We start from the raw sequence: 19,316 nt of genomic DNA on the forward strand, positions 1-19,316 counted from the left end.
CCACCTACCGCTTAATAAACGTTTTTTTCTAAACACGGAGGTACGGAGGTGTCACGGAGCGCACGGAGAATTTGACAGCTACACCCTCGATCTGTGTCCTTACCTAGGACGGGGCCGGGGAGACAGACCGGGCACGAAAAGAAACAGTTATCTTCTCTGTATACTCTGTGAAACCTCCGCTCCTCCGTGTTTAAAACCCTTTCGCGGTGGTTTTTATGCGGCACAGATACATATCAGCAGTGATATAGAGCGTTGAGCCATCGTCGCCCCAAGCGCAGTTAGCCGTAGCGCCACCGACGCGGATATGTCCGAGGAAATCGTAGGGACCAGTGCCAGTTGTTGGAGCCAGCACGACTACACCCCCACCCCCGGTAGCCCAGATGTTCCCCGCCTGATCGACTTTCATACCGTCAAAACCACCGCGCAGACCCTGCTTTGTCATCTGTTCTTTACCGATGACGACCCGGCCTTTGCCCACCATACCGTCGGCCTGCATCGGGTACGCCATAATCAACGGATTGCTCCCGTCCGACTGCGCGACGTACAGCGTTTTTTCGTCGGGCGAAAAGGCGATACCGTTGGGTCGAGTCAGGTCGCTGACGACCAGCGATACCGTGCGCCGACCATCGGCCTGCACGGGGCTGATGCGGTAGACGTTCGTACCCAGCTCGCGAGTGGTGTCTTTTTCGCGGTTGGGCATGCCGTAGGGCGGATCGGTGAAGTAGTAGCTGCCGCTGGAGTGCGCCACAACATCATTAGGGCTACTCAGGCGTTTGCCCTGATAGCCGTCGGCCAGGGTTTGCTTGCCGTTTTGTCCGTTGAGCGGCATCCGGGAGATACGCCGGTCGCCGTGCTCGGCCGCGACTAGGTAGCCCTGCGGGTCGATGGTCAGGCCGTTGGAGCCGGGTTCGTCGCTGTAGCGGCCCAGACCGGTGTAGCCCGACGGTTTCAGAAACGTCGTGATGCCCTCTTTCTCCGTCCACTTGTAAATGGTGTTTTGGGGCACGTCGGAAAACAGGAGAAAATTGCCTTCCTGCCCCGCTCGTGGCCGCACCCAGACCGGTCCTTCGGACCAGACGAAACCACTGGCCAGCACGTCGATTTTGGCGTCTTTCGGGATCAGGTTGTCGATTCGGGCATCGGTTCGGACGACCTGCCCGATGCTTGGGTAATTGGGTGTTTGCGCAACTGACAAACTACCGACCGTGAGTAGCAGGCCAGTTAGCAGCGCGGGCGACTGAATACGCATACGATTGTGAACTAAAGAAACGGGACGGGTTTGCCACTAAAACCGCAAACCCGTCCCGTTTCTACTCTTTTCAGCACTTATCCGGGACTTCAATACCCGTATCAACATTGCCCTTTTTGTCATTCCTCACAGATTCGAGCCGGGTGGCCGAGATAATCTACTCAGTCTGTATACGTTGATTGCCCACACCGACCCTACCGTCGACGGTAGTGCCTTCGACTTTAAAGCGGATCCCTGTTTTGTTGTCCGACGTGAAGAACGAGACGGTTGCTTTGCCGGTGGCGTCGGTCTGAATAGAGGGAGCCCAGAACAGTGTCGTGCGGTAGTCGGGGCGGGGCGGCTCTTTCGACGCCACATCGTAGCGTGGTGCGTAGAACTCCCGGACCGGCGTGTAACCCGGCAGTGTGGCAACGAGCGTTCCCGGCGCGGCTTCTTTGGCCAGGTCATAATTGGGCGACCCGCGTTTGGTCAGCACGACGATAACGCCCCCGGCCGCCTGCGACCCATAAATGGCCGCCGACGCCCCTTTCAAAACATCGACCTGATCGACATCCTGTATCGAAAGGCTGTTGATCGTCTGTAGATCCACGGGCATCCCATCCAGCACAAACAGCGGAGCGATGGCACCACCGAAGTTGGCCGCTCCCCGAATCTGCACCTGCGCGCCAAACCCGTTACCCGACACCTGCACCCCCGCCACACGCCCCTGAATGACGTCGAGAACCGTGAGCCTGCCAGCCGTATTGGTCTGGTCAAATTTTACCGTCGCATCGGCGCGGCCGTAGATTTTGCGCGAGTCAACTGGTTCGGCGCGTTTAGCCCGCACGGTTACGGCCTTGAGCAGTACCTCCCGGTTGTCGCGAATCTGCCGCTCGATTTCCAGGTATTCGTTGGTGCGCCGGATAAACTCAGCCAGCTCGTCACGTCTGACTTCCAGTGGGTTATACGGCACTTTCGTCAGCGTAACCGTTGGCCGCAGCAACTGATCGAGCGAGATCGACAGGTCGCGGTTGGCTTTCCCTTTGACCGCCTGGATCAGCACGGTCGTCGTATCAACAAAGTCCAGATCATACGCGCCGTACCGCCCGGCCGCGTCGGATTCACCCGTCAGAAATTCGCGCGTACTATCGCGTTTGGCCAGCACAAACGTCAGCTTCACCGGTGCACCCGTTTCCTTTTGATTCGGTCGGCGAACCTGCCCCGTCAGCGATAAACCCTGCTCTACGGGATAGGTTATGGGCGGTATTTTCCCGGCCAGCACGTCGGCCCAGACGAATCGACGCCAGCCCTGCGTCATCAGCAACAGATCAAGTTTGTGGGCGCGATCGGCGTGGGTAGAATCAAAGTAGTAGCCGGGCTGTTCGATTGTCCCTACCAGATCAGAAGTCAAGAGCAGCGACGATACGATGGTCTGGGCGGCCGAGTCAGGCCGGGGCGTCAGCTGCTCATCCAGAGCCGATAACGACAGGTTAGCCGGTACGGGCTTCCCGGTGGCGTCGGTCGTTGTGATGGTCAGGTCAACGCGTTCCCGTTTTTTGTAGGTCGCCTTCGCGGGCGTCAGCTGAATGTGCATCCGCTCGTTTCGATCCACAAAAATCAACCGCTCGCAGATGGGCCGGTTTTCGCTGTCGAACAGCGTCAGCTGGGTGATTCCTTCGGCAAACTGGCTGCGTGGCATCTGGATAGACGATGTTTTCCGCGCCATCGGCACCTGAGCCGTTTGCGAAATAATCCCCGCGCCTGCGCAATCAGCGTCATTGCGCCCGTCTGACCAGCAAAATTATGCTGCACAAAAATCCGCACTTTGTCGCGATTGCTCAAATTATCGACTTGCAGGGTAGCGCCCTGGGGCAATGCTGCTGGTAGCGGATACGTCAATAGCGGCCCATCGCCTGTTCGTATGTAAGCAGTGTAGGTTTGCCCGGCAACTGGCAGTATCGAGAAAAATCCCATGCCGAGGTGTTGGCTGGTAAACCCGGTCAGCGTGTCTTTGCTGGCATCGACAACATAGCCCGTTACCGACAGGCCGCGCCCGCTGGCATCGACGGCTTTGAAGGCCACCCGGCTCTGCACACCGGTTACCAGCGCCCCCCCTTCCGGCATAAACTGCACATCAGGCTTAGCACCAGCCCGACTGACCGGCGGCTCCTGGGTCGTCGTCCCCCGCAGCACAGTCAGCGTTTTTGTGAAGTAATAGTCAGCCGGGTAATTGCGCATGAAGTTCGTGTAGGCCTGCAACACGTACGTACCGTCGGGTATGGAATCGGAGAGTGTAAATTGGCCGGGTGCATACCCGCCCGTTGCCCGCAATTGCGCCCGGACCCGGACCTTCTGCACCGATGGGTCGATCAGATCGACGTAGAGTACCCGGCTAACGGAATCGGTTTCGTGGTTGATGCCGTTAAATAAATAGCCTTTCAGCCAGACCGTTTCGCCGGGCAGGTACACATCCCGATCGGTCTGCACGTATACTTTTTCAGTGGGTCGCTGCCGCATGTACGCCGACAGTTGCTCAATCAGTTTTGCCGTAAACCCGTCGTCGACGCGGAAGGAAACGAGTGCTAGTGTCAATGCGAGCACGCCAACGGTGCAGGCAACGAGGAAGGGACGCATGGGTGCGGAATACAAGTTGTGGGTGGAAATGGTCGTAGATCGCCTAAATTAGCAAAAATCCTTTCCTAACTCCATGGCTGCTCTCACAGATAAAACGGCGCTTATTTTCGGTGCAACGGGCCTGATCGGTGACCTGCTCACCCATCGTCTTGTCGACTCAGCACTGTATAAAACAGTCAATGTGCTCGTCCGCCGACCACTCGGCTGGCAGCACCCGCGCCTGCGCGAAATTCCGTTCGACTTTGACGCCCCGACTCCCCTACCCGTTCAGGCCGACGATCTGTTCTGCTGCTTGGGAACGACGATGAAAAAGGCAGGTTCGAAAGGCGCTTTCCAGAAGGTCGATTATCAGTACCCGCTCAATATTGCCCAGATGGGGCAGCAGTCGGGAGCGAAGCAGTTTTCTATCGTCACGTCAATGGGTGCCGACACGCAGTCGACGTTTTTTTATAACCGGGTGAAAGGTGAAGTTGAGCGCGATCTGACCGATTTACACTACCCTACGCTGCTTATTTTTCGGCCTTCTATACTGCTTGGGCATCGCAACGAAAACCGACTGCTCGAAAAACTCGCCGAAGGGGCAATGCGCCTGCTCAGTCCACTGATTCCTGCCAAGTACAAAGGCGTCGACGCGTCGAAAGTTGCCAATGCGATGCTCACAACTGCGCAGCAGGGATTGACTGGCAAACACGTCTTTGAATCCGACGTTATTCAGGGCTACTAGCCGATTACGAATGAGCTTACCTCCCCGCATTCGCCCCGCCCGCCTGCCCGACGGGGCAACCGTCTACCGCTTTCTGTGCGAGTTAGAGAATCAGGAATTAAATCAATCAGCGTTCGATACCGTGTGGGCGCATAACCTGAACACGCCAACAATTTTGTACCGCGTCGCCGAGCAGGGCGACGAACTTGTTGGCTTCGTTAGTTGCCACGTTCAATATCTGCTGCATCATACGGGGCCAGTGGGCGAGATTCAGGAACTGTACGTCCGCCCGGATTGCCGAAATCAGCAAATCGGTCGCCATTTGGTGGCAGCGCTGGAAGCCGACCTTACGCCGTTGACGCTCGCCAGCCTGGAAGTAACGACAAACGGGCAACGTGCTGACGCCATTCGATTTTACGAATCGATAGCCTTCCGACCCACTCATCTTAAATTGGTTAAGCAATGCCCCGCCTGAGATTTCTGTTCGTTTTTCTGTGGTACGCAGCCTTTCCCGCTGCCCATGCGCAGGAAGCACCGGCTCGCCCATCAGCCAGCACCCGACGGCTATCGAAAGCACTCGAACAGGCAATCACCGGTTTTCGGGGTCAGGTCGGGGTGTATGTCCGTAACCTACGTACAGGGCAGGAAGTCGCTATTGATGCCGATTCCCTGTTTCCCACGGCCAGCACGGTCAAAATACCCATTCAATGCGGCCTGTTCGACAAAATCCACAAAGGCGACCTGACCTACAATCAGGAACTGACCTACCGCGATTCGCTGCATTACGACGACGGTATCGTCGGTTCGTTAAAAGACGGGGCCAGGATTTCGCTTAGTCAGGTCGTTATGCTTATGGAATCTGTCAGCGACAACACGGGCAGCCTGTGGTGTCAGGCGCTGGCCGGGGGCGGCACGACCATCAATCAATGGCTCGACACTAATGGCTTTCGGCAAACACGCGTCAACTCGCGTACACCCGGTCGGGAAGCCTTCCAAAAGCAGCATGGCTGGGGGCAGACCACCCCGCGCGAGCTGGCCAATTTGCTGGTTTATATCAGGGAAGGCAAAGCCATCAGCCCCGATGCCAGCGACGAGATGTACCGAAACCTGAGCCGCCAATACTGGGATCACGACGGACTATCGCAATTGCCACCAAATATCCGGGTAGCGTCTAAAAACGGCGCGGTCAATCAGGCACGGTCGGAAGTTGCGCTCGTGCATGCCCCCCACGGCGAGTACGTGTATTGTGTGATGACGAAGCACCAGCAGGACGAAGCCTGGGGACGTAGCAATGAAGGCACTACGCTATTGCGCACGGTCGGGTCGCTGTTGTGGCGTCATTTCGAGCCTAAATCTACGTGGACACCACCCGCCGGGTATGAGAAATGGTGGTAAAGCAGACGGGCCCGATTCGTGTGAATCGGGCCCGTTTGTTTATGATGTGTGCGTCAGCCTAGCTCAGCAGTGCCATACGCATTTCGTTCAGCTGATTGCGGATCGATCCGTCGATTTGCCGGTCACCGACGCGGAGCACATAGCCACCGATCAGTTTCGAGTCAACTTTCTCTTCCAGTTCAACCGACTTACTACCCGCCAGTTTGGTAACCATGTTTTTGAACGACGTCCGTTGGTCCTCGGTGAGCGGCACGGTAGTGATAACCGTTGCCCGCTGCACACCCTTCAATCGATCGTACTGAGCAATGAATTCGGATGCGATATCACCAATGATGGCTTCCCGATTTTTCCGGGCAATGATCTTGAAGAACGCCATTGTCAGCGGCTTGAAGCGGCTGGCGAATACTTGCTCAACAATTGCGTTTTTCTTCTCGGCCCGGACGATTGGGTTTTGCAGAATCAGTCCCAACTGCCGGTTTTTTGACAGCGTGTCCCGAAAAAACAGCATGTCGATATGCGTTTCTTCCAGCACGTTCTGCTCTTTTGCCAAATCAAGCAGCGACTTGGCATAACGGGATGCTACCGTTGCAACAGCCATAGTCGATTAGTTTAAGCGTGAGTTAGCAACCATGTCCGACACCAGTTTTTCCTGTGTCGACTTGTCGTTCAGTTCTTTGCGCAGCACTTTTTCCGCAATGTCGAGCGAAAGCGTAACCACTTCCTTCTTCATTTGCGCCACCAGCGCCTGCCGCTCGTTCTGCATGGCTTCGCGAGCCTGCTCCAGAATCCGCTTGCCTTCGCTTTCGGCTTTCTCGCGCGAATCGGCTACCATTTTGTCAGCCGTTTCTTTCGCACCGCGCAGGATAGCTTCACGCTCATGACGAGCTTCGGCCAGCAGCTTTTCGTTGTTGGCCTGCAAGGCCGTCATCTCGACGCGGGTCTTTTCGGCCAGGTCGAGGGCACTCTGAATGTTGTTTTCGCGCTCGTGCAGACTCGACACGATTGGTCCCCAGGCGAAGACGCGGAGGATAAAGAACAGGCCAAGAAACACGACTAGCTGCCAGAACAGCAAACCGAGATCAGGAGTAAGTAAGTCCATGTATGTATACCAGTCAGATTATGGATGGTCGATTTTGAGGTGGTGCCGAGTGGCTCCGGTCAATCTTTTGTTAAACAACGCCCTCCAGCGGGCTATCCCCACCAGAGCGCGTTGTTTGGTCAATTCAGCGAGCCGTGGTGCCAGTGCCTACCGCAACCAGCCGACTCAGTTTTTTACTGTCTGTTGCCGGGCTTAGGCAGCCGTAGCAACCAGCAGACAGATTACCGCTGCGAACAGGGCCACGGCTTCAATCAGAGCCGCGATGATCAGCATAGCCGTTTGGATACGACCAGCTGCTTCCGGCTGACGAGCGATACCTTCCATGGCACTGCCACCGATCCGGCCGATACCCATACCAGCACCGATAGCTGCCAGACCTGCGCCCAGAGCGGCACCGAATACAGAAATGCTACCCGTGGTTTCCAGCAGCAGAGACATCAACATTGCAAACATGATAAACAGAATTTATGGTAAACGTGAAACAAAAGATTGCAAATCAAAAGGTTAGCCCAACTCAGACGTTGTGCCATGGTCGGCCTCGTGGCCGTGGTGCTCCTCTACCGCACTACCGATATACATGGCCGTCAGCAGCGTAAAGATGAACGCTTGCAGGAAGGCAACGATCAGTTCGATAATGTTGAGGAACAGGGTAAAGAACATAACGACCGGGCTGATAGCGACACTCGTGGTTGTGCCCGCCATCGAATTGGCCATGAAGATCAGGCCCAGCAAACTCAGGATGATGATGTGGCCAGCCGTGATGTTGGCAAACAACCGGATCATCAGCGAGATAGGCTTCATAAACACACCCACAATCTCGACCGGAATCATAACGATCAGCAGCGGCAGGGGTACGCCCGTCGGCCGAACAAGGTGCATCCAGTAGTACTTATTACCGTTGAACGTCACGATCAGGAACGTGATTACGGCAAGCACCAGCGTAACGGCGATGTTGCCCGTCAGGTTAGCCGCACCCGGCAGCAGGCCCAACAGGTTGTTAATCAGGATAAAGAAGAACAGCGTCAGCAGGTACGGCAGAAATTTCTCGTACTTGGGCCCGATGCTTGCTTTGGCGATTTCGTCGCGAACAAAGAGGATGATTGGCTCCAGAAACGACTGTACCCCTTTCGGTGCTTTGCCTTTGTTGGCCGCGTACCCTTTGCTGACGGCCGAAAACAGCAGCAGCATGATAACCGCGCTCAGCAGCAGCGACGCTACGTTCTTGGTAATGGAAAAATCATAAACCTTGGCTTCTTCGTCGATAGCACCCGACTCGGTTACGCGGTGAATTTTGCCGTGAACGTTTTTGTAGCCACTGTACACTTCATCGTGCGCCAGCCGCGACGATGAGAAGACCTCAACACCCCGATCCTGCGAATACAGGATGACAGGCAGCGGAAGCGTCAACCCGTGGGCAAACTCCCAACCGTGGTCGTCTTTGATGTGGTGCATAATCATGCCACCGACATCGAATTTACCTTTCTTCGCGGGTTCATGACCGGCCGCATGGCCTTCGTGCCCTTCCTGGGCCATCACTACCCCTAACGAACTCAGGATAAGCGTTATAGCGATTAAGAATTTTTTAATTGACGACTGCATCATATGAAGCGATTGATCCCGTTTATGAATCGCGTCGCAAGTTACGGCTCACCGTCCAAATCTCAAAACCAGTGTAAAATATATATAGTGCAAGAAAGTCGAAGACGAAGGTGCGCCTGTCAGCGACGCCCTGATACAAAAAAACGCCGGTGAACAGCAGCGACAGCACAAGCCGCGCAACAGTAGCACCCAGATACATCGGTACAAACTGCTCCCGATCGCCCTGTAAACCAATATCGACCAGCCGGTGCATCAGAAAGCCGATGCTCAAAAAAAAGATCAGCATCGCTTTCCAGGCCGGATGAAGCCAGGGTACCTGTGCGTACCGTTCAGCTATGAAAAATACAATTGCTAAGACGATGGTGACAAGTGTTGTACGGAGCATGAATAATTGGGTTCAACGGTTAAGGTTTAAGGTCTGAAGTTTCCCGCTATCGAACGTTGAACCTCAACCCACAAACCTTAAACCCGCCATCAGCGGGTCAGTTGCTTAATAAACAGGTACAGCGATGCGCCAATGGCCGTGAGCGACAGGACGATAGTCCAGATGTGGCGCGGGTTTTGCTGCCATTCATCGATTTTCAACCCGACCCAGACGCCCAGACCGATGGTGCCCAGCATCTGAAACGCAATGCCGCTGTACTGTACGAACGACTTACTTTTTTCGGTCGGGGTTTTCAGCGGGTCGTTGCCGACCGAACGGCGGGGCTGATCGTTGGCGAAGTCGTCGGGCTGGTTTTCCATCGAATTAGGGTTCGGTATACAGTCGGTCAGGCAAAATTCGTTACTTTGAGCTAACGTTGCATATATCCATCCGGTTCGGCATCGTTTTGAGTGCGGGTACGCCACGCATCGTTAATCTGAATGGTTCGCTTTATCAAGTCATCCTTCCTTCTCTTCCTGACGGTCGTGGGCCTGCTGGGTAGCCTGCTGTCCTGTTCGCAGTATAGCACGAAACCCGTCAGCAGAGGCTACCACAACCTCACGGCGCACTACAACGCCTATGTCATCGCCCGCGACGAAGTCGAACAGGCAGAGATGCAACTATTCAAAACCCGGCAGGAGAATTACGGTCAGGTATTGCCCATTCTGCTGCCGGTCGATTCCACCAAGAGTCAGGCGGTGAAGCAGCTGCTCGATGACGCCATCAAAAAAGCGTCGCTGATTCCCGAACGGCATCAGAACAGCAAGTGGCTCGACAACGCGTACATTCTTATCGGTCGCGCCCGGCTGCTGAAGCAGGATCTGCCCAATGCCATCGAGGTGTTTAAATACGTCAATACGAAAGGAACGAGCGACGACGATAAACACATGGCGCTCGTCGGGCTAATGCGGGCTTACGTGGAAGCCAACGATTACGCCAACGCGCAGAATGTGGGCGAGTACCTCCGGGCGCAGCCGCTCAGCAAAACAAACACCCGCGACTATTATCTGGTAAATGCGTACCTGAACGAACGACAGGGGAAATACGCCGTCGCTGCCGCGATTCTGGAAGCGACGTTTCCGGTGTTGCCCAAAAGTGAAGCCACGGCCCGGCTGCACCTGATTGCGGGGCAATTGTTCGATGTGTCGGGGCAGCCCGCCAAAGCCGTCGCGCAGTACAAACTGGTCGCGAAGAGCCGCCCCAGCTACGATCAGCTGTTTTACGCCAACCTGTACGCTATTCAGAGCAAAGGGTTATCGACCGATATTCGGGAAGCAGCTACCTCGGAACGGACGTTTGAAACAATGCTGGCCGACCGGAAAAACGCGGACTTGCGCGACAAGATTTACGCGACGATGGCCGTGCTGGAAGTGCGCAAAGGCAACATCGATAAAGGTATCGACTATTACCGCAAGGCGGTTCAGGCGTCGCCGTCGTCGGGTCAGGTACCGTACACCTATCAGGAAATCGGGCGACTGTTCGACCAGAAAAAAGGTGATTACGCGCAGGCCAAAGCGTACTACGACAGTGCGTTGGCGCAGCTACCCCGTCAGTCGGCCGATTACGCGGCTTTGCTTACGCGCCGAAACACGCTCGACGAATTTGTCCAGTATAAAAACACGATCTATACCGAAGACAGTCTGTTACGACTGGCCAAGCTTTCTCCTACCGAACTGAACAAGGTTATCGATGACGCCATAAAACGCCGGGAAGAGGCCGATAAAGCGCAGGTGGCGCTGGCGCAGCAGATAGCCGACCGGGTATCGGGTGGGGTCAACAACATACCCGGCGCTACCAATTCCGAACTCGCTCCGGATCAGCGCTGGGTGCTGTACAATCCGGTAGCACTGAGTCAGGGGCGGCAGGAATTTTCGACGCGCTGGGGCAACCGGCCACTCGAAGACGACTGGCGACGGAGTACCAAGCAGGCGTCCGAAGCGGTAGCTGGCGTAGGGAGTCCGTTGAACGGCCAGACATCGGCCAACAGTATCAACCCGAATGCACCGCTGACTCCGCAGGATGCCGTAAATGGTACGCCGGTGATCGGCGGTCCGGTATCCGCAAATCAGGCACAGCGCGACGTCATGCGCGCCCGGATTCCGTTTACCGCCGACGGACAGCTTCAGGCAAATCAGCGCGTCGAGACGGCGTTGTATAAGCTGGGCAAACTATACAAGTTCCAGTTCAACCAGCCCGTCGATGCCATCAGCACGTTCGAGCAGTTACTTAACCGGTACCCCAGCACTATCCAGAAGCCCGAAGTGTATTACCTGCTATACCTGTCGAACGAGCAGTTGGGTAAGGCGTCGCCCTGGAAGGACCGCTTGCAGACCGAATTCCCGAACACGTCATACGCCCGGCTAACGGGAAAGACGGCCACGCAGAGCAGCGACAGTGAAGCGCAGGCTCTGGCTGTTTACACGCAGATTTACGACCTTTACAAAGAAAATAACCTGACCGAAGCGCTGGCTCGTGCCGACAAAGCACTGGGCGATTACGCCGGTACGAAGATCAACGACAAGCTGGCACTGCTGCGGGTACTGCTGGTTGGTAAGCTGCAAACGCCCGACGCCTACCGGCAGGCACTCAACGAATTTGTCCGCGATTTTCCGGCCAGTCCGCTGCTGTTCCGCGCCCGGGAGATGCTGGCAGCCGCGAGTCAGAAGAAATAAATTGCTGGTTTAAAGTTCAACGTTTAAGGTCTAAGGTTGCCTACTGGTAAACCACCATAAACCGAAAACTGTATACCGAATACCCCAAACCATCTACCCATACGATGTTTGATTTTGCACCCGGTCGGTACCGGAACCTGATTACGAAGCTATGGCAGTTTGCGCTGCTTGGTGTGGGGTTGCTGGTGCTGTATATTCTGGCCGTCAGCTTCAATTTTTTGTGGCTGTTCGGCGGTATGCCCAGTCTGAAAGCGCTTGAGAATCCGCAGAGCGAAGTTGCCTCGGAAGTATACACTGCCGATAATCAGCTGCTGGGTAAGTACTACACCGAAAACCGCACACCCATCGAGATTACGCAGGTGTCGCCCAACGTCACGTCGGCCCTGCTGGCAACCGAAGATGCCCGCTTTGTGAAGCACTCCGGCATCGACCCACGCTCATTTTTCCGGGTTATCAAAGGACTGGCAACGGGCAATAGCAGTTCGGGGGGCGGTAGTACGCTGACGCAGCAGGTAGCCAAGAACCTGTTTGATACGCGGGGCGAAAAACTGCGCGGGGTTCTCGGTAACGTGCCCGTGCTGAAAACTGTCATTGAAAAGACGAAGGAGTGGATTCTGTCGGTGCGGCTGGAGCGCAACTACACCAAGCAGGAGATCATGATGATGTACCTGAACACGGTGTCGTTTGGCAACAACACCTACGGTATCAAGACGGCGGCCAAGACGTATTTCGACAAGGAACCGTGGAACCTGAACGTCGAGGAAGCGGCCCTGCTGGTCGGGATGCTGCAAAACCCGTCGCGCTACGATCCGCGTATTTTCGAAGACCGAGCTATTCAGCGCCGAAACGTGGTATTGAGTCAGATGCAGCGGTACGGCTTTCTAACGCTCGATCAGGAAGCGCTGTACCAGAAGAAACCGCTCAAACTCGATTTCAGCGTCGAGAATCAGAACACCGGTATGGCGGCTTATTTCCGCTCGGTCATTCGCGACGACATCAAGCGGTGGATCAACGAATACAACGAGGAGAACCCCGGTGCCGAACTCGACCTCTACACCAGTGGGCTGCGTATTTACACGACCATCGACTCGCGGATGCAGACCTACGCGGAGGAAGCGGTGATGACCAACATGCGCGATCAGCAGCGTAAGTTCTACGAGCACTGGCGCGGTCGGAACCCGTGGGTGGTAAAAAACCCAAAGACCAAGAAATATCAGGAAATACCCGGCTTCATCGAAGGAAAAGCAAAGTTGCTGACCCGGTACAAACAACTGAAAGCTGACCTGGACGACGATGAGAAGGCGGTCTGGGCTGAGATGCGTAAGCCGCATAAAATGAAGGTATTCGTCTACGGTGGTCGACGCAACGAGAAAGATACTACGATGAGCACCCTCGACTCACTGCGGTACTACAAACGGTTGCTCAACACCGGTTTTATGTCGATGGACCCCGAAACGGGGCACGTAAAAGCATGGGTGGGTGGTATCAACTTCCGGCACATGAAGTTCGACCACGTCCGGCAAAGCCGCCGTCAGCCGGGGTCGACGTTCAAGCCGTTTGTGTATCTGACCGCCATCGATCAGGGGTTTGTAACACCCTGTACGCACATCGTTGACCGCCCAACGACCTTCGCCCACGGTGAAGATAACAACGGAGGCCCCGCCTGGACCCCGAAAAACTCGAATAACAAGTATAGCTACCGCGACCTGAGCCTGCGCGAAGCCCTGGGTCAGTCGGTCAACACAGTCAGTGCACAGCTTATCAAAAAAACACGCGCCGAAGCCGTTATCAAGTACGCGCATGACCTCGGTATTTCCAGCAAAAACCTGCCCGACAACCCTACGCTTTGCCTAGGTACAGGCGATGTTTCGGTCTACGACATGGTAGCTGCGTACTGTACCTTCGCCAATGGTGGGTTGCGTGTACGGCCCATGATTATCAGCCGAATCACCGACAAGAATGGTAATGTGTTGAAAACCTTCACTGCCGACGCCAATCAGGTTATCAGTGCCAACCGGGCCTACGAGATGCTGCACCTGATGCAGGGTGCCGTTGAAACGGGTGGTACGGCCGCGCGGTTAGCGGGGCAGTACAAACTGATGGAAGGCGGCAATCAGATTGCGGCCAAAACCGGGACGACCTCTAACTATTCCGACGCCTGGTTTATGGGCATGACGCAACGGCTGGTGTCGGGTACGTGGGTGGGTGGCGACGATCGTTCGATCCACTTCCGCACTATTGAGTTGGGGCAGGGCGGGCGACTGGCCATGCCGACCTGGGCGCTGTACATGCAGAAAGTTTACAAAGACCCGACCTTAACCCGCTACAAACCAGTACCGTTTCGGAAGCCCAACAATTTCCAGATCGACTGTGGCGGTTACCATATAGACTCGGCAAGCCGGTACATTCCACCCAAAGTGGTTGTCGAAGATGAAGAGGAAATTCTACAGTAGCCGGAATCAGTCCGCTAAGTCTGTAGATATACTAAGTAACAGGATACTGACTATCAGTTACTTAACTTCATATTTCTTTTATATGACGAGTTGTGAATAAATCGGAGGGCAACTGTACTTTTGTCCCCCTATCCACCACTCACTATATGCGAATAATACTGGCTCCTGATAAATTTCGGGGATCATTGTCGGCCCGAAAAGCAGCCAGAGCGATGGCCGAAGGCGTACGGCTTGCCTTGCCCGATGCCGAACTGATTCGACTCCCACTCGCCGACGGTGGCGAGGGAACCGCCTGCGTGCTGACCCGCGCAACGGGCGGCAGTTGGCATGCCGTTGACGTGCAGGATCCACTGGGACGCACCATCGAAGCGGGCTTTGGGCTGGCCGGTGATGGCAAGACGGCCTTCATCGACATGGCAAGTGCCTCGGGGCTGATTCTACTGGCACCCGACGAACGAAACCCACTCAACACAAGCACCTACGGTACCGGACAGCTCATCAGCCGGGCTATGGAAACCGGGGTCAAACACATTGTACTGGGCATTGGCGGCAGTGCCACCACCGACGCAGGCGTTGGCATGGCGGCTGCGCTGGGCTGGCAACTGCTCGATGAATATGATGCCGAATTGCCGCCCGTCGGTGGAAGTCTGAACCGGCTGGCCCGGCTTGTTCCCCCTACCAACTCACCGGTCGACGATGTCTGGTTTTCGGTTGCCTGCGACGTACTGAATCCGTTGTACGGTCCGGAAGGAGCCGCTTACGTGTATGGCCCGCAGAAAGGGGCTACGCCAGCGCAGGTTGAGCAGCTGGACGCCGGACTACAGCAGTTCGCGCAGGTGATTCGTGAGCAGTTTGGGTACGAGCTGGGCAACGTACCCGGTGCCGGAGCAGCCGGAGGGCTGGGGGCTGGCTGCCTGTTTTTTCTGCAAGCCGGTTTGCGCCCCGGCAGTGAGCTGGTACTCGATACGATCGGGTTCGATCAGCACCTGATCGGCACCGACCTGATTCTGACCGGTGAGGGAAAACTCGACAGTCAGACGGCGCAGGGTAAACTACTCCATGGCCTGACGAGCCGGGCGGGCGATGTGCCGGTTGTGGCGATATGCGGCTCGGTCGATCTGTCGCCGGAGGCTATCGACGACCTTGGTTTGCGGGCCGCCTTTTCCATTCAGACTCAGCCGCAGTCTATCGATGTAGCGCTGCAAACTGCCTACGACGACCTGCGCACGGCAACCTTTAACGTCTGCCGGTTGTTTTCTAAGTAGCTATTTCCCGCTGCGGGTAATGGCTAGTTATGACACCAACCTACGCTTCTGGCTCACGTTGCCATGCCCGAATTCGACTACAAGAAAGAACTAACAAAAGTCCCGCACGAACCGGGGGTTTACCGCTATTTCGACGCGACAGGCGAGGTTATCTACGTCGGGAAAGCCAAGGACCTGAAAAACCGGGTCAGCAGCTATTTCACCAACTCCAAGCAGCACGACCGCAAAACGCTGCGGCTGGTCAGCCAGATTCGGAAGCTCGAATTCACCATCGTGCACACGGAATTCGACGCCCTGCTGCTCGAAAACCAGCTCATCAAACGCTACCAGCCGAAATTCAATATTCTGCTGCGCGACGACAAAACCTACCCCTTCGTCTGCGTCACCGACGAACCGTTTCCGCGCGTCATCACGACCCGGCGCATCGACCGCAAGCAGGGCACGTTCTACGGCCCGTTTGCTAATCTGAAGCCGATGTACACGGTGCTGGATATGTTCAGCCAGCTATTTACGATTCGTACCTGCAACTACAACCTGACGCCCGAAAACATCGAAGCGGGCAAGTTTAAAGTTTGTCTGGAATACCACATCGGCAACTGCAAGGGGCCCTGTGAAGGAAAGCAGTCGGAGAGCGATTATGACAGCGACATCGAGCAGGTGCACCATATTCTGAAGGGTAATCTGAAACCGGCGCAGGAGTATTTTAAGAGCCGGATGCTGGAAGCAGCCAATGGCCTGGCCTTTGAACAGGCACAGAAGCAAAAGGAAAAGATGGACGTGCTGCAACGCTTCCAGAGCAAGTCGACGGTCGTAAACCCGAAAATCGCCGACGCCGACGTGTTTTCGATTGCCTCCGATGAGACAGCGGCTTACGTCAACTTTATGAAAGTCGTCAACGGTACCATCGTGCAGGCCCATACCGTTGAGATCAAGAAAAAACTGGAAGAGACCGACGCTGATCTGCTCGCAATGCTGATCGTCGAGTTTCGCGGACAGTACGGCAGTCAGGCGAAGGAAATCATCACCAACATCCAGCCCGACGTCGATTTGCAGCTGGAAGTAACGATTCCGCAGATCGGCGACAAGAAGAAACTGCTGGATATGTCGCTTAAGAACGTGCTGTATTTCCGGCGCGAACGGCAGGAGCGTGCTGCCGCCGAAGCCACCGCCAACGCCAGCAAGAAAGATCGCGTACTGATCCGGCTCAAGCAGGACTTGCAGCTCAAGACCATTCCCAACCGCATCGAGTGTTTCGATAACTCTAACATTCAGGGCACCAACCCCGTCTCGGCGATGGTTTGTTTCCTCGGCGGCAAACCAGCCAACAAGGAGTACCGCCACTTTTCGATCAAAACGGTCGTTGGCCCCAACGACTTCGCCAGTATGTACGAGGTCGTGACCCGGCGGTATACCCGTGTGCTCGAAGAGCAGACCGACATGCCCGATCTGATCGTGATCGACGGCGGCAAAGGCCAGCTTAGTGCCGCCTGTGACGCACTCAAGGCGATGAACCTGTACGGAAAGGTGCCAATCATCGGTATTGCCAAACGGCTGGAAGAAATTTATTTCCCCGAAGACAACCTCCCGTTATACATCGATAAAAAGTCGGAATCGCTCAAACTCATCCAGCGCATCCGCGACGAAGCCCACCGATTCGCCATCACCTACCACCGCGACAAGCGCAGCCGCAATAGCCTTATCAGCGAACTGGAAAACGTGGAAGGTATCGGCAAGAAAACGGCGGCCAAACTGCTGAAGCATTTCAAAGGCGTCAGCAAAATCCGCGAAGCGTCGCTCGATGAAGTAATTGAGGTTGTCGGAAAAGACCGCGCCAACAAGCTGAAGGTGTATTTCGATACGATTGAGAGCAAGTAGGGGTTACTGTATTCTGGGCCTCCTGGTCCGGGATACACCGGTGGGCCGGTGTAGGTTACATATTCGCAGGCTACGCATTCAAGTCGTATTTTGCGGGCGAATACCTCCCGAATAATGAAAACTCTTTTTTCTCTAACCCTGCTCAGTCTGAGTATTACTCCGATGGTGCAGGCCCAAACCGGTAGTGCGGCCGAGCCGGTGCGCTATGTCGGTGGCGTTACGGTTGATCCGACAATGCACGAAGGGCGTCTCCGCTACGCTATCGGCGTCGAAAACCGGCAGACAATGCGTGCCAACCGCACGCACCCCGAACAGGCCGATGGCTATGGCTGGACGTATAACCACGCGTCGAACCTGGGATACTGGAACGGCCGGTTTTATCAGCAGTACCTGAGCAACCCCGCCGACGAACACGTGGCACCGGGGCAAACCCTACTCGTAACCTCAACGGATGGCCGCACCTGGGACAAACCGCAGGTAGTTTTCCCGCCCTACAAAGCCCCCGAGGGCGTCATGATTCCGGAAGGCTACCACGGCTACATGATGCATCAGCGCATGGGCTTTTACACCGCTCCCGACGGCCGCCTTTTGACCGTAGCCTTTTATGGGCATACCGATGACCCATTCGGGAAAGGCGGCATCGGCCGCGTGGTGCGGGAGATTCACAAAGACGGCACGTTTGGCCCGATCTATTTCATCCGATACAGCAGCTACAACAACTGGAACGAGACTAACACCAGCTATCCATTCTACAAAAAATCGCCCGACGCCGGGTTCGTTAACGCCTGCGATGCGCTCTTGGCCGACAAGCTGATGACGTTTCAGTGGTGGGATGAGGACAACGGCAAAGACGGATTCTACGGCGACAACAAAGCAGGGCAGGCACTCTCCTACTACCATCGCAAAGACGGGCAGGTTGTAGCGCTCTGGAAAAAGTCGCTGACGGGACTATCGGCCGACGGGGGCACCACCTTTTCCGCACCCGTCAAAGTGCCTACCCTGCTCATGTCGGGCGGCAAGGTGTGGGGGCAGCGCACCGACGACGGCCGTTACGCCATCTCGTACAACCCCATCGAAACGACGCAGTACCGCTACCCACTCGCTATCATTTCGGGCGACGACGGCATCGTGTTCGATAACCTGTTGCTTGTCAGTGGCGAAGTTCCGCCCCGACGATTTACGGGCCGCTGGAAAGATTTTGGCCCCTGCTACATGCGCGGTATTGAGGAAGGAAACGGCAATCCGCCCGGCTCGGATATGTGGATGACGTACAGCGTCAATAAGGAAGACATCTGGGTTTCCCGTATTCCAACCCCCATCCGTTACGCCGTGACCGGCCCCGTCGCCGAAACGTTTGATAAGCTGGCACCGGGGGGTACGGTTACCGACTGGAATATCTACGCACCAAAGTGGGCACCGGTTACACTGGTGCAGACGCCCGGCGCGTCGGGCCTGTGCCTGGAACTGCGCGACACCGACCCCTACGACTACGCCCGTGCGATTCGGGTGTTCAAAGAAAGCCGTACGGCTACCATACAGTTGCGCCTGTACGCCGACCCTAAAAATACCGGTGACCTCGACATCGACCTGACGGATCGCTACGGCAATCGGCCTGTCCGGCTTCGGTATACCGCCAAAAATCAATTGGTAGCCGTAGATGGCGGCACAGAAAAAGTCGTTCAGTCGATGCAACCGGGCCAGTGGTACACGCTGCAACTCACGGTCAGTGCGTCGGCGATGGGAAATTACAGCCTGCGCGTCAACGACAAACCCGTACTGACCAACGCCCGCCTGGCCGAAGCGGTTGAATCGGTTGAACGGCTGTCGCTACGTACCGGGCCGTACCGGAATCTGCCCAACCGACAGACCCAGAACGAAACCAACGATCCGCCCCTGCCCGGCTGCGACGAACAGACAACACCCACCCTTTTCTACATCGACGACGTCCGGCTTTCCGGTAAATAACCCA

At 55.8% G+C, this 19,316-nt stretch carries 17 protein-coding genes; 8 read left to right on the plus strand and 9 right to left on the minus strand.

Features of this window, described 5'->3' with window-relative positions:
* Positions 1 to 190 precede the first annotated feature (190 nt).
* From HH216_RS00860 to HH216_RS25660, 3 genes are all read right to left on the minus strand, one after another.
* Positions 191 to 1,249, minus strand: coding sequence for an SMP-30/gluconolactonase/LRE family protein (locus tag HH216_RS00860; protein ID WP_169549071.1), 1,059 nt, complete (start codon positions 1,247 to 1,249; stop codon positions 191 to 193).
* 157 nt (positions 1,250 to 1,406) lie between these two features.
* A complete protein-coding gene (locus HH216_RS25655) occupies positions 1,407 to 2,954 on the minus strand; it encodes a TonB-dependent receptor plug domain-containing protein (RefSeq protein ID WP_254448626.1) in 1,548 nt (515 codons plus the stop codon).
* Positions 2,888 to 3,862 carry an MG2 domain-containing protein gene (locus tag HH216_RS25660; protein WP_254448627.1) on the minus strand — a complete coding sequence of 325 codons (975 nt, stop codon included), beginning with the start codon at positions 3,860 to 3,862 and terminating at the stop codon, positions 2,888 to 2,890. Before HH216_RS25660 ends, HH216_RS25655 begins: the two co-directional genes overlap by 67 nt.
* 73 nt (positions 3,863 to 3,935) lie before the next feature.
* Between HH216_RS25660 and HH216_RS00870 the strand changes: the two genes are divergently transcribed.
* Genes HH216_RS00870 through HH216_RS00880 form a run of 3 tightly spaced genes read left to right on the plus strand, consistent with a single transcriptional unit; the run spans position 3,936 to position 5,960 of the window.
* Positions 3,936 to 4,586, plus strand: a complete 651-nt coding sequence (locus tag HH216_RS00870; RefSeq protein WP_169549072.1) for a Rossmann-fold NAD(P)-binding domain-containing protein — start codon at positions 3,936 to 3,938, stop codon at positions 4,584 to 4,586.
* Between the two features lie 10 nt (positions 4,587 to 4,596).
* Positions 4,597 to 5,040 carry a GNAT family N-acetyltransferase gene (locus HH216_RS00875; protein ID WP_169549073.1) on the plus strand — a complete coding sequence of 148 codons (444 nt, stop codon included), beginning with the start codon at positions 4,597 to 4,599 and terminating at the stop codon, positions 5,038 to 5,040.
* A complete protein-coding gene (locus HH216_RS00880) occupies positions 5,028 to 5,960 on the plus strand; it encodes a serine hydrolase (protein WP_169549074.1) in 933 nt (310 codons plus the stop codon). Before HH216_RS00875 ends, HH216_RS00880 begins: the two co-directional genes overlap by 13 nt.
* A gap of 58 nt (positions 5,961 to 6,018) precedes the next feature.
* Here the strand turns inward: HH216_RS00880 and atpH are convergent, their stop codons facing one another.
* The 6 genes from atpH to HH216_RS00910 all read right to left on the minus strand — a co-directional run bounded on the left by atpH (position 6,019) and on the right by HH216_RS00910 (position 9,402).
* A complete protein-coding gene (gene atpH / locus HH216_RS00885) occupies positions 6,019 to 6,558 on the minus strand; it encodes an ATP synthase F1 subunit delta (RefSeq protein ID WP_169549075.1) in 540 nt (179 codons plus the stop codon).
* A gap of 6 nt (positions 6,559 to 6,564) precedes the next feature.
* The gene (locus HH216_RS00890; RefSeq protein ID WP_169549076.1) at positions 6,565 to 7,059 is read right to left on the minus strand and encodes a F0F1 ATP synthase subunit B; all 495 of its coding nucleotides are present in this window, start codon (positions 7,057 to 7,059) and stop codon (positions 6,565 to 6,567) included.
* A 192-nt stretch (positions 7,060 to 7,251) separates the two neighbouring features.
* Positions 7,252 to 7,512, minus strand: coding sequence for an ATP synthase F0 subunit C (gene atpE / locus HH216_RS00895; protein ID WP_106136812.1), 261 nt, complete (start codon positions 7,510 to 7,512; stop codon positions 7,252 to 7,254).
* Between the two features lie 51 nt (positions 7,513 to 7,563).
* The gene (atpB, locus tag HH216_RS00900; protein ID WP_169549077.1) at positions 7,564 to 8,661 is read right to left on the minus strand and encodes a F0F1 ATP synthase subunit A; all 1,098 of its coding nucleotides are present in this window, start codon (positions 8,659 to 8,661) and stop codon (positions 7,564 to 7,566) included.
* A gap of 19 nt (positions 8,662 to 8,680) precedes the next feature.
* Positions 8,681 to 9,043, minus strand: a complete 363-nt coding sequence (locus tag HH216_RS00905) for a hypothetical protein (RefSeq protein WP_169549078.1) — start codon at positions 9,041 to 9,043, stop codon at positions 8,681 to 8,683.
* 89 nt (positions 9,044 to 9,132) lie between these two features.
* The gene (locus HH216_RS00910) at positions 9,133 to 9,402 is read right to left on the minus strand and encodes an AtpZ/AtpI family protein (protein ID WP_169549079.1); all 270 of its coding nucleotides are present in this window, start codon (positions 9,400 to 9,402) and stop codon (positions 9,133 to 9,135) included.
* A 120-nt stretch (positions 9,403 to 9,522) separates the two neighbouring features.
* Here HH216_RS00910 and porW point away from each other — a divergent pair, with 120 nt between their 5' ends.
* The 5 genes from porW (at position 9,523) to HH216_RS00935 (ending at position 19,312) form a co-directional block, all read left to right on the plus strand.
* The gene (porW, locus tag HH216_RS00915) at positions 9,523 to 11,754 is read left to right on the plus strand and encodes a type IX secretion system periplasmic lipoprotein PorW/SprE (protein ID WP_169549080.1); all 2,232 of its coding nucleotides are present in this window, start codon (positions 9,523 to 9,525) and stop codon (positions 11,752 to 11,754) included.
* 104 nt (positions 11,755 to 11,858) lie between these two features.
* Positions 11,859 to 14,207 carry a penicillin-binding protein 1A gene (locus HH216_RS00920; RefSeq protein WP_169549081.1) on the plus strand — a complete coding sequence of 783 codons (2,349 nt, stop codon included), beginning with the start codon at positions 11,859 to 11,861 and terminating at the stop codon, positions 14,205 to 14,207.
* 146 nt (positions 14,208 to 14,353) lie between these two features.
* Positions 14,354 to 15,472, plus strand: a complete 1,119-nt coding sequence (locus HH216_RS00925) for a glycerate kinase (RefSeq protein WP_169549082.1) — start codon at positions 14,354 to 14,356, stop codon at positions 15,470 to 15,472.
* 63 nt (positions 15,473 to 15,535) lie between these two features.
* On the plus strand, positions 15,536 to 17,347 hold the full coding sequence (uvrC, locus tag HH216_RS00930) for an excinuclease ABC subunit UvrC (protein ID WP_169549083.1): 1,812 nt from the start codon (positions 15,536 to 15,538) through the stop codon (positions 17,345 to 17,347).
* A gap of 114 nt (positions 17,348 to 17,461) precedes the next feature.
* Positions 17,462 to 19,312: a sialidase/neuraminidase family protein gene (locus HH216_RS00935; protein ID WP_169549084.1), complete on the plus strand. Its 1,851-nt coding sequence runs from the start codon at positions 17,462 to 17,464 to the stop codon at positions 19,310 to 19,312.
* The last annotated feature ends 4 nt before the right edge of the window (positions 19,313 to 19,316 follow it).

Source organism: Spirosoma rhododendri (genome assembly GCF_012849055.1).
Taxonomy (GTDB): Bacteria; Bacteroidota; Bacteroidia; order Cytophagales; family Spirosomataceae; genus Spirosoma; species Spirosoma rhododendri.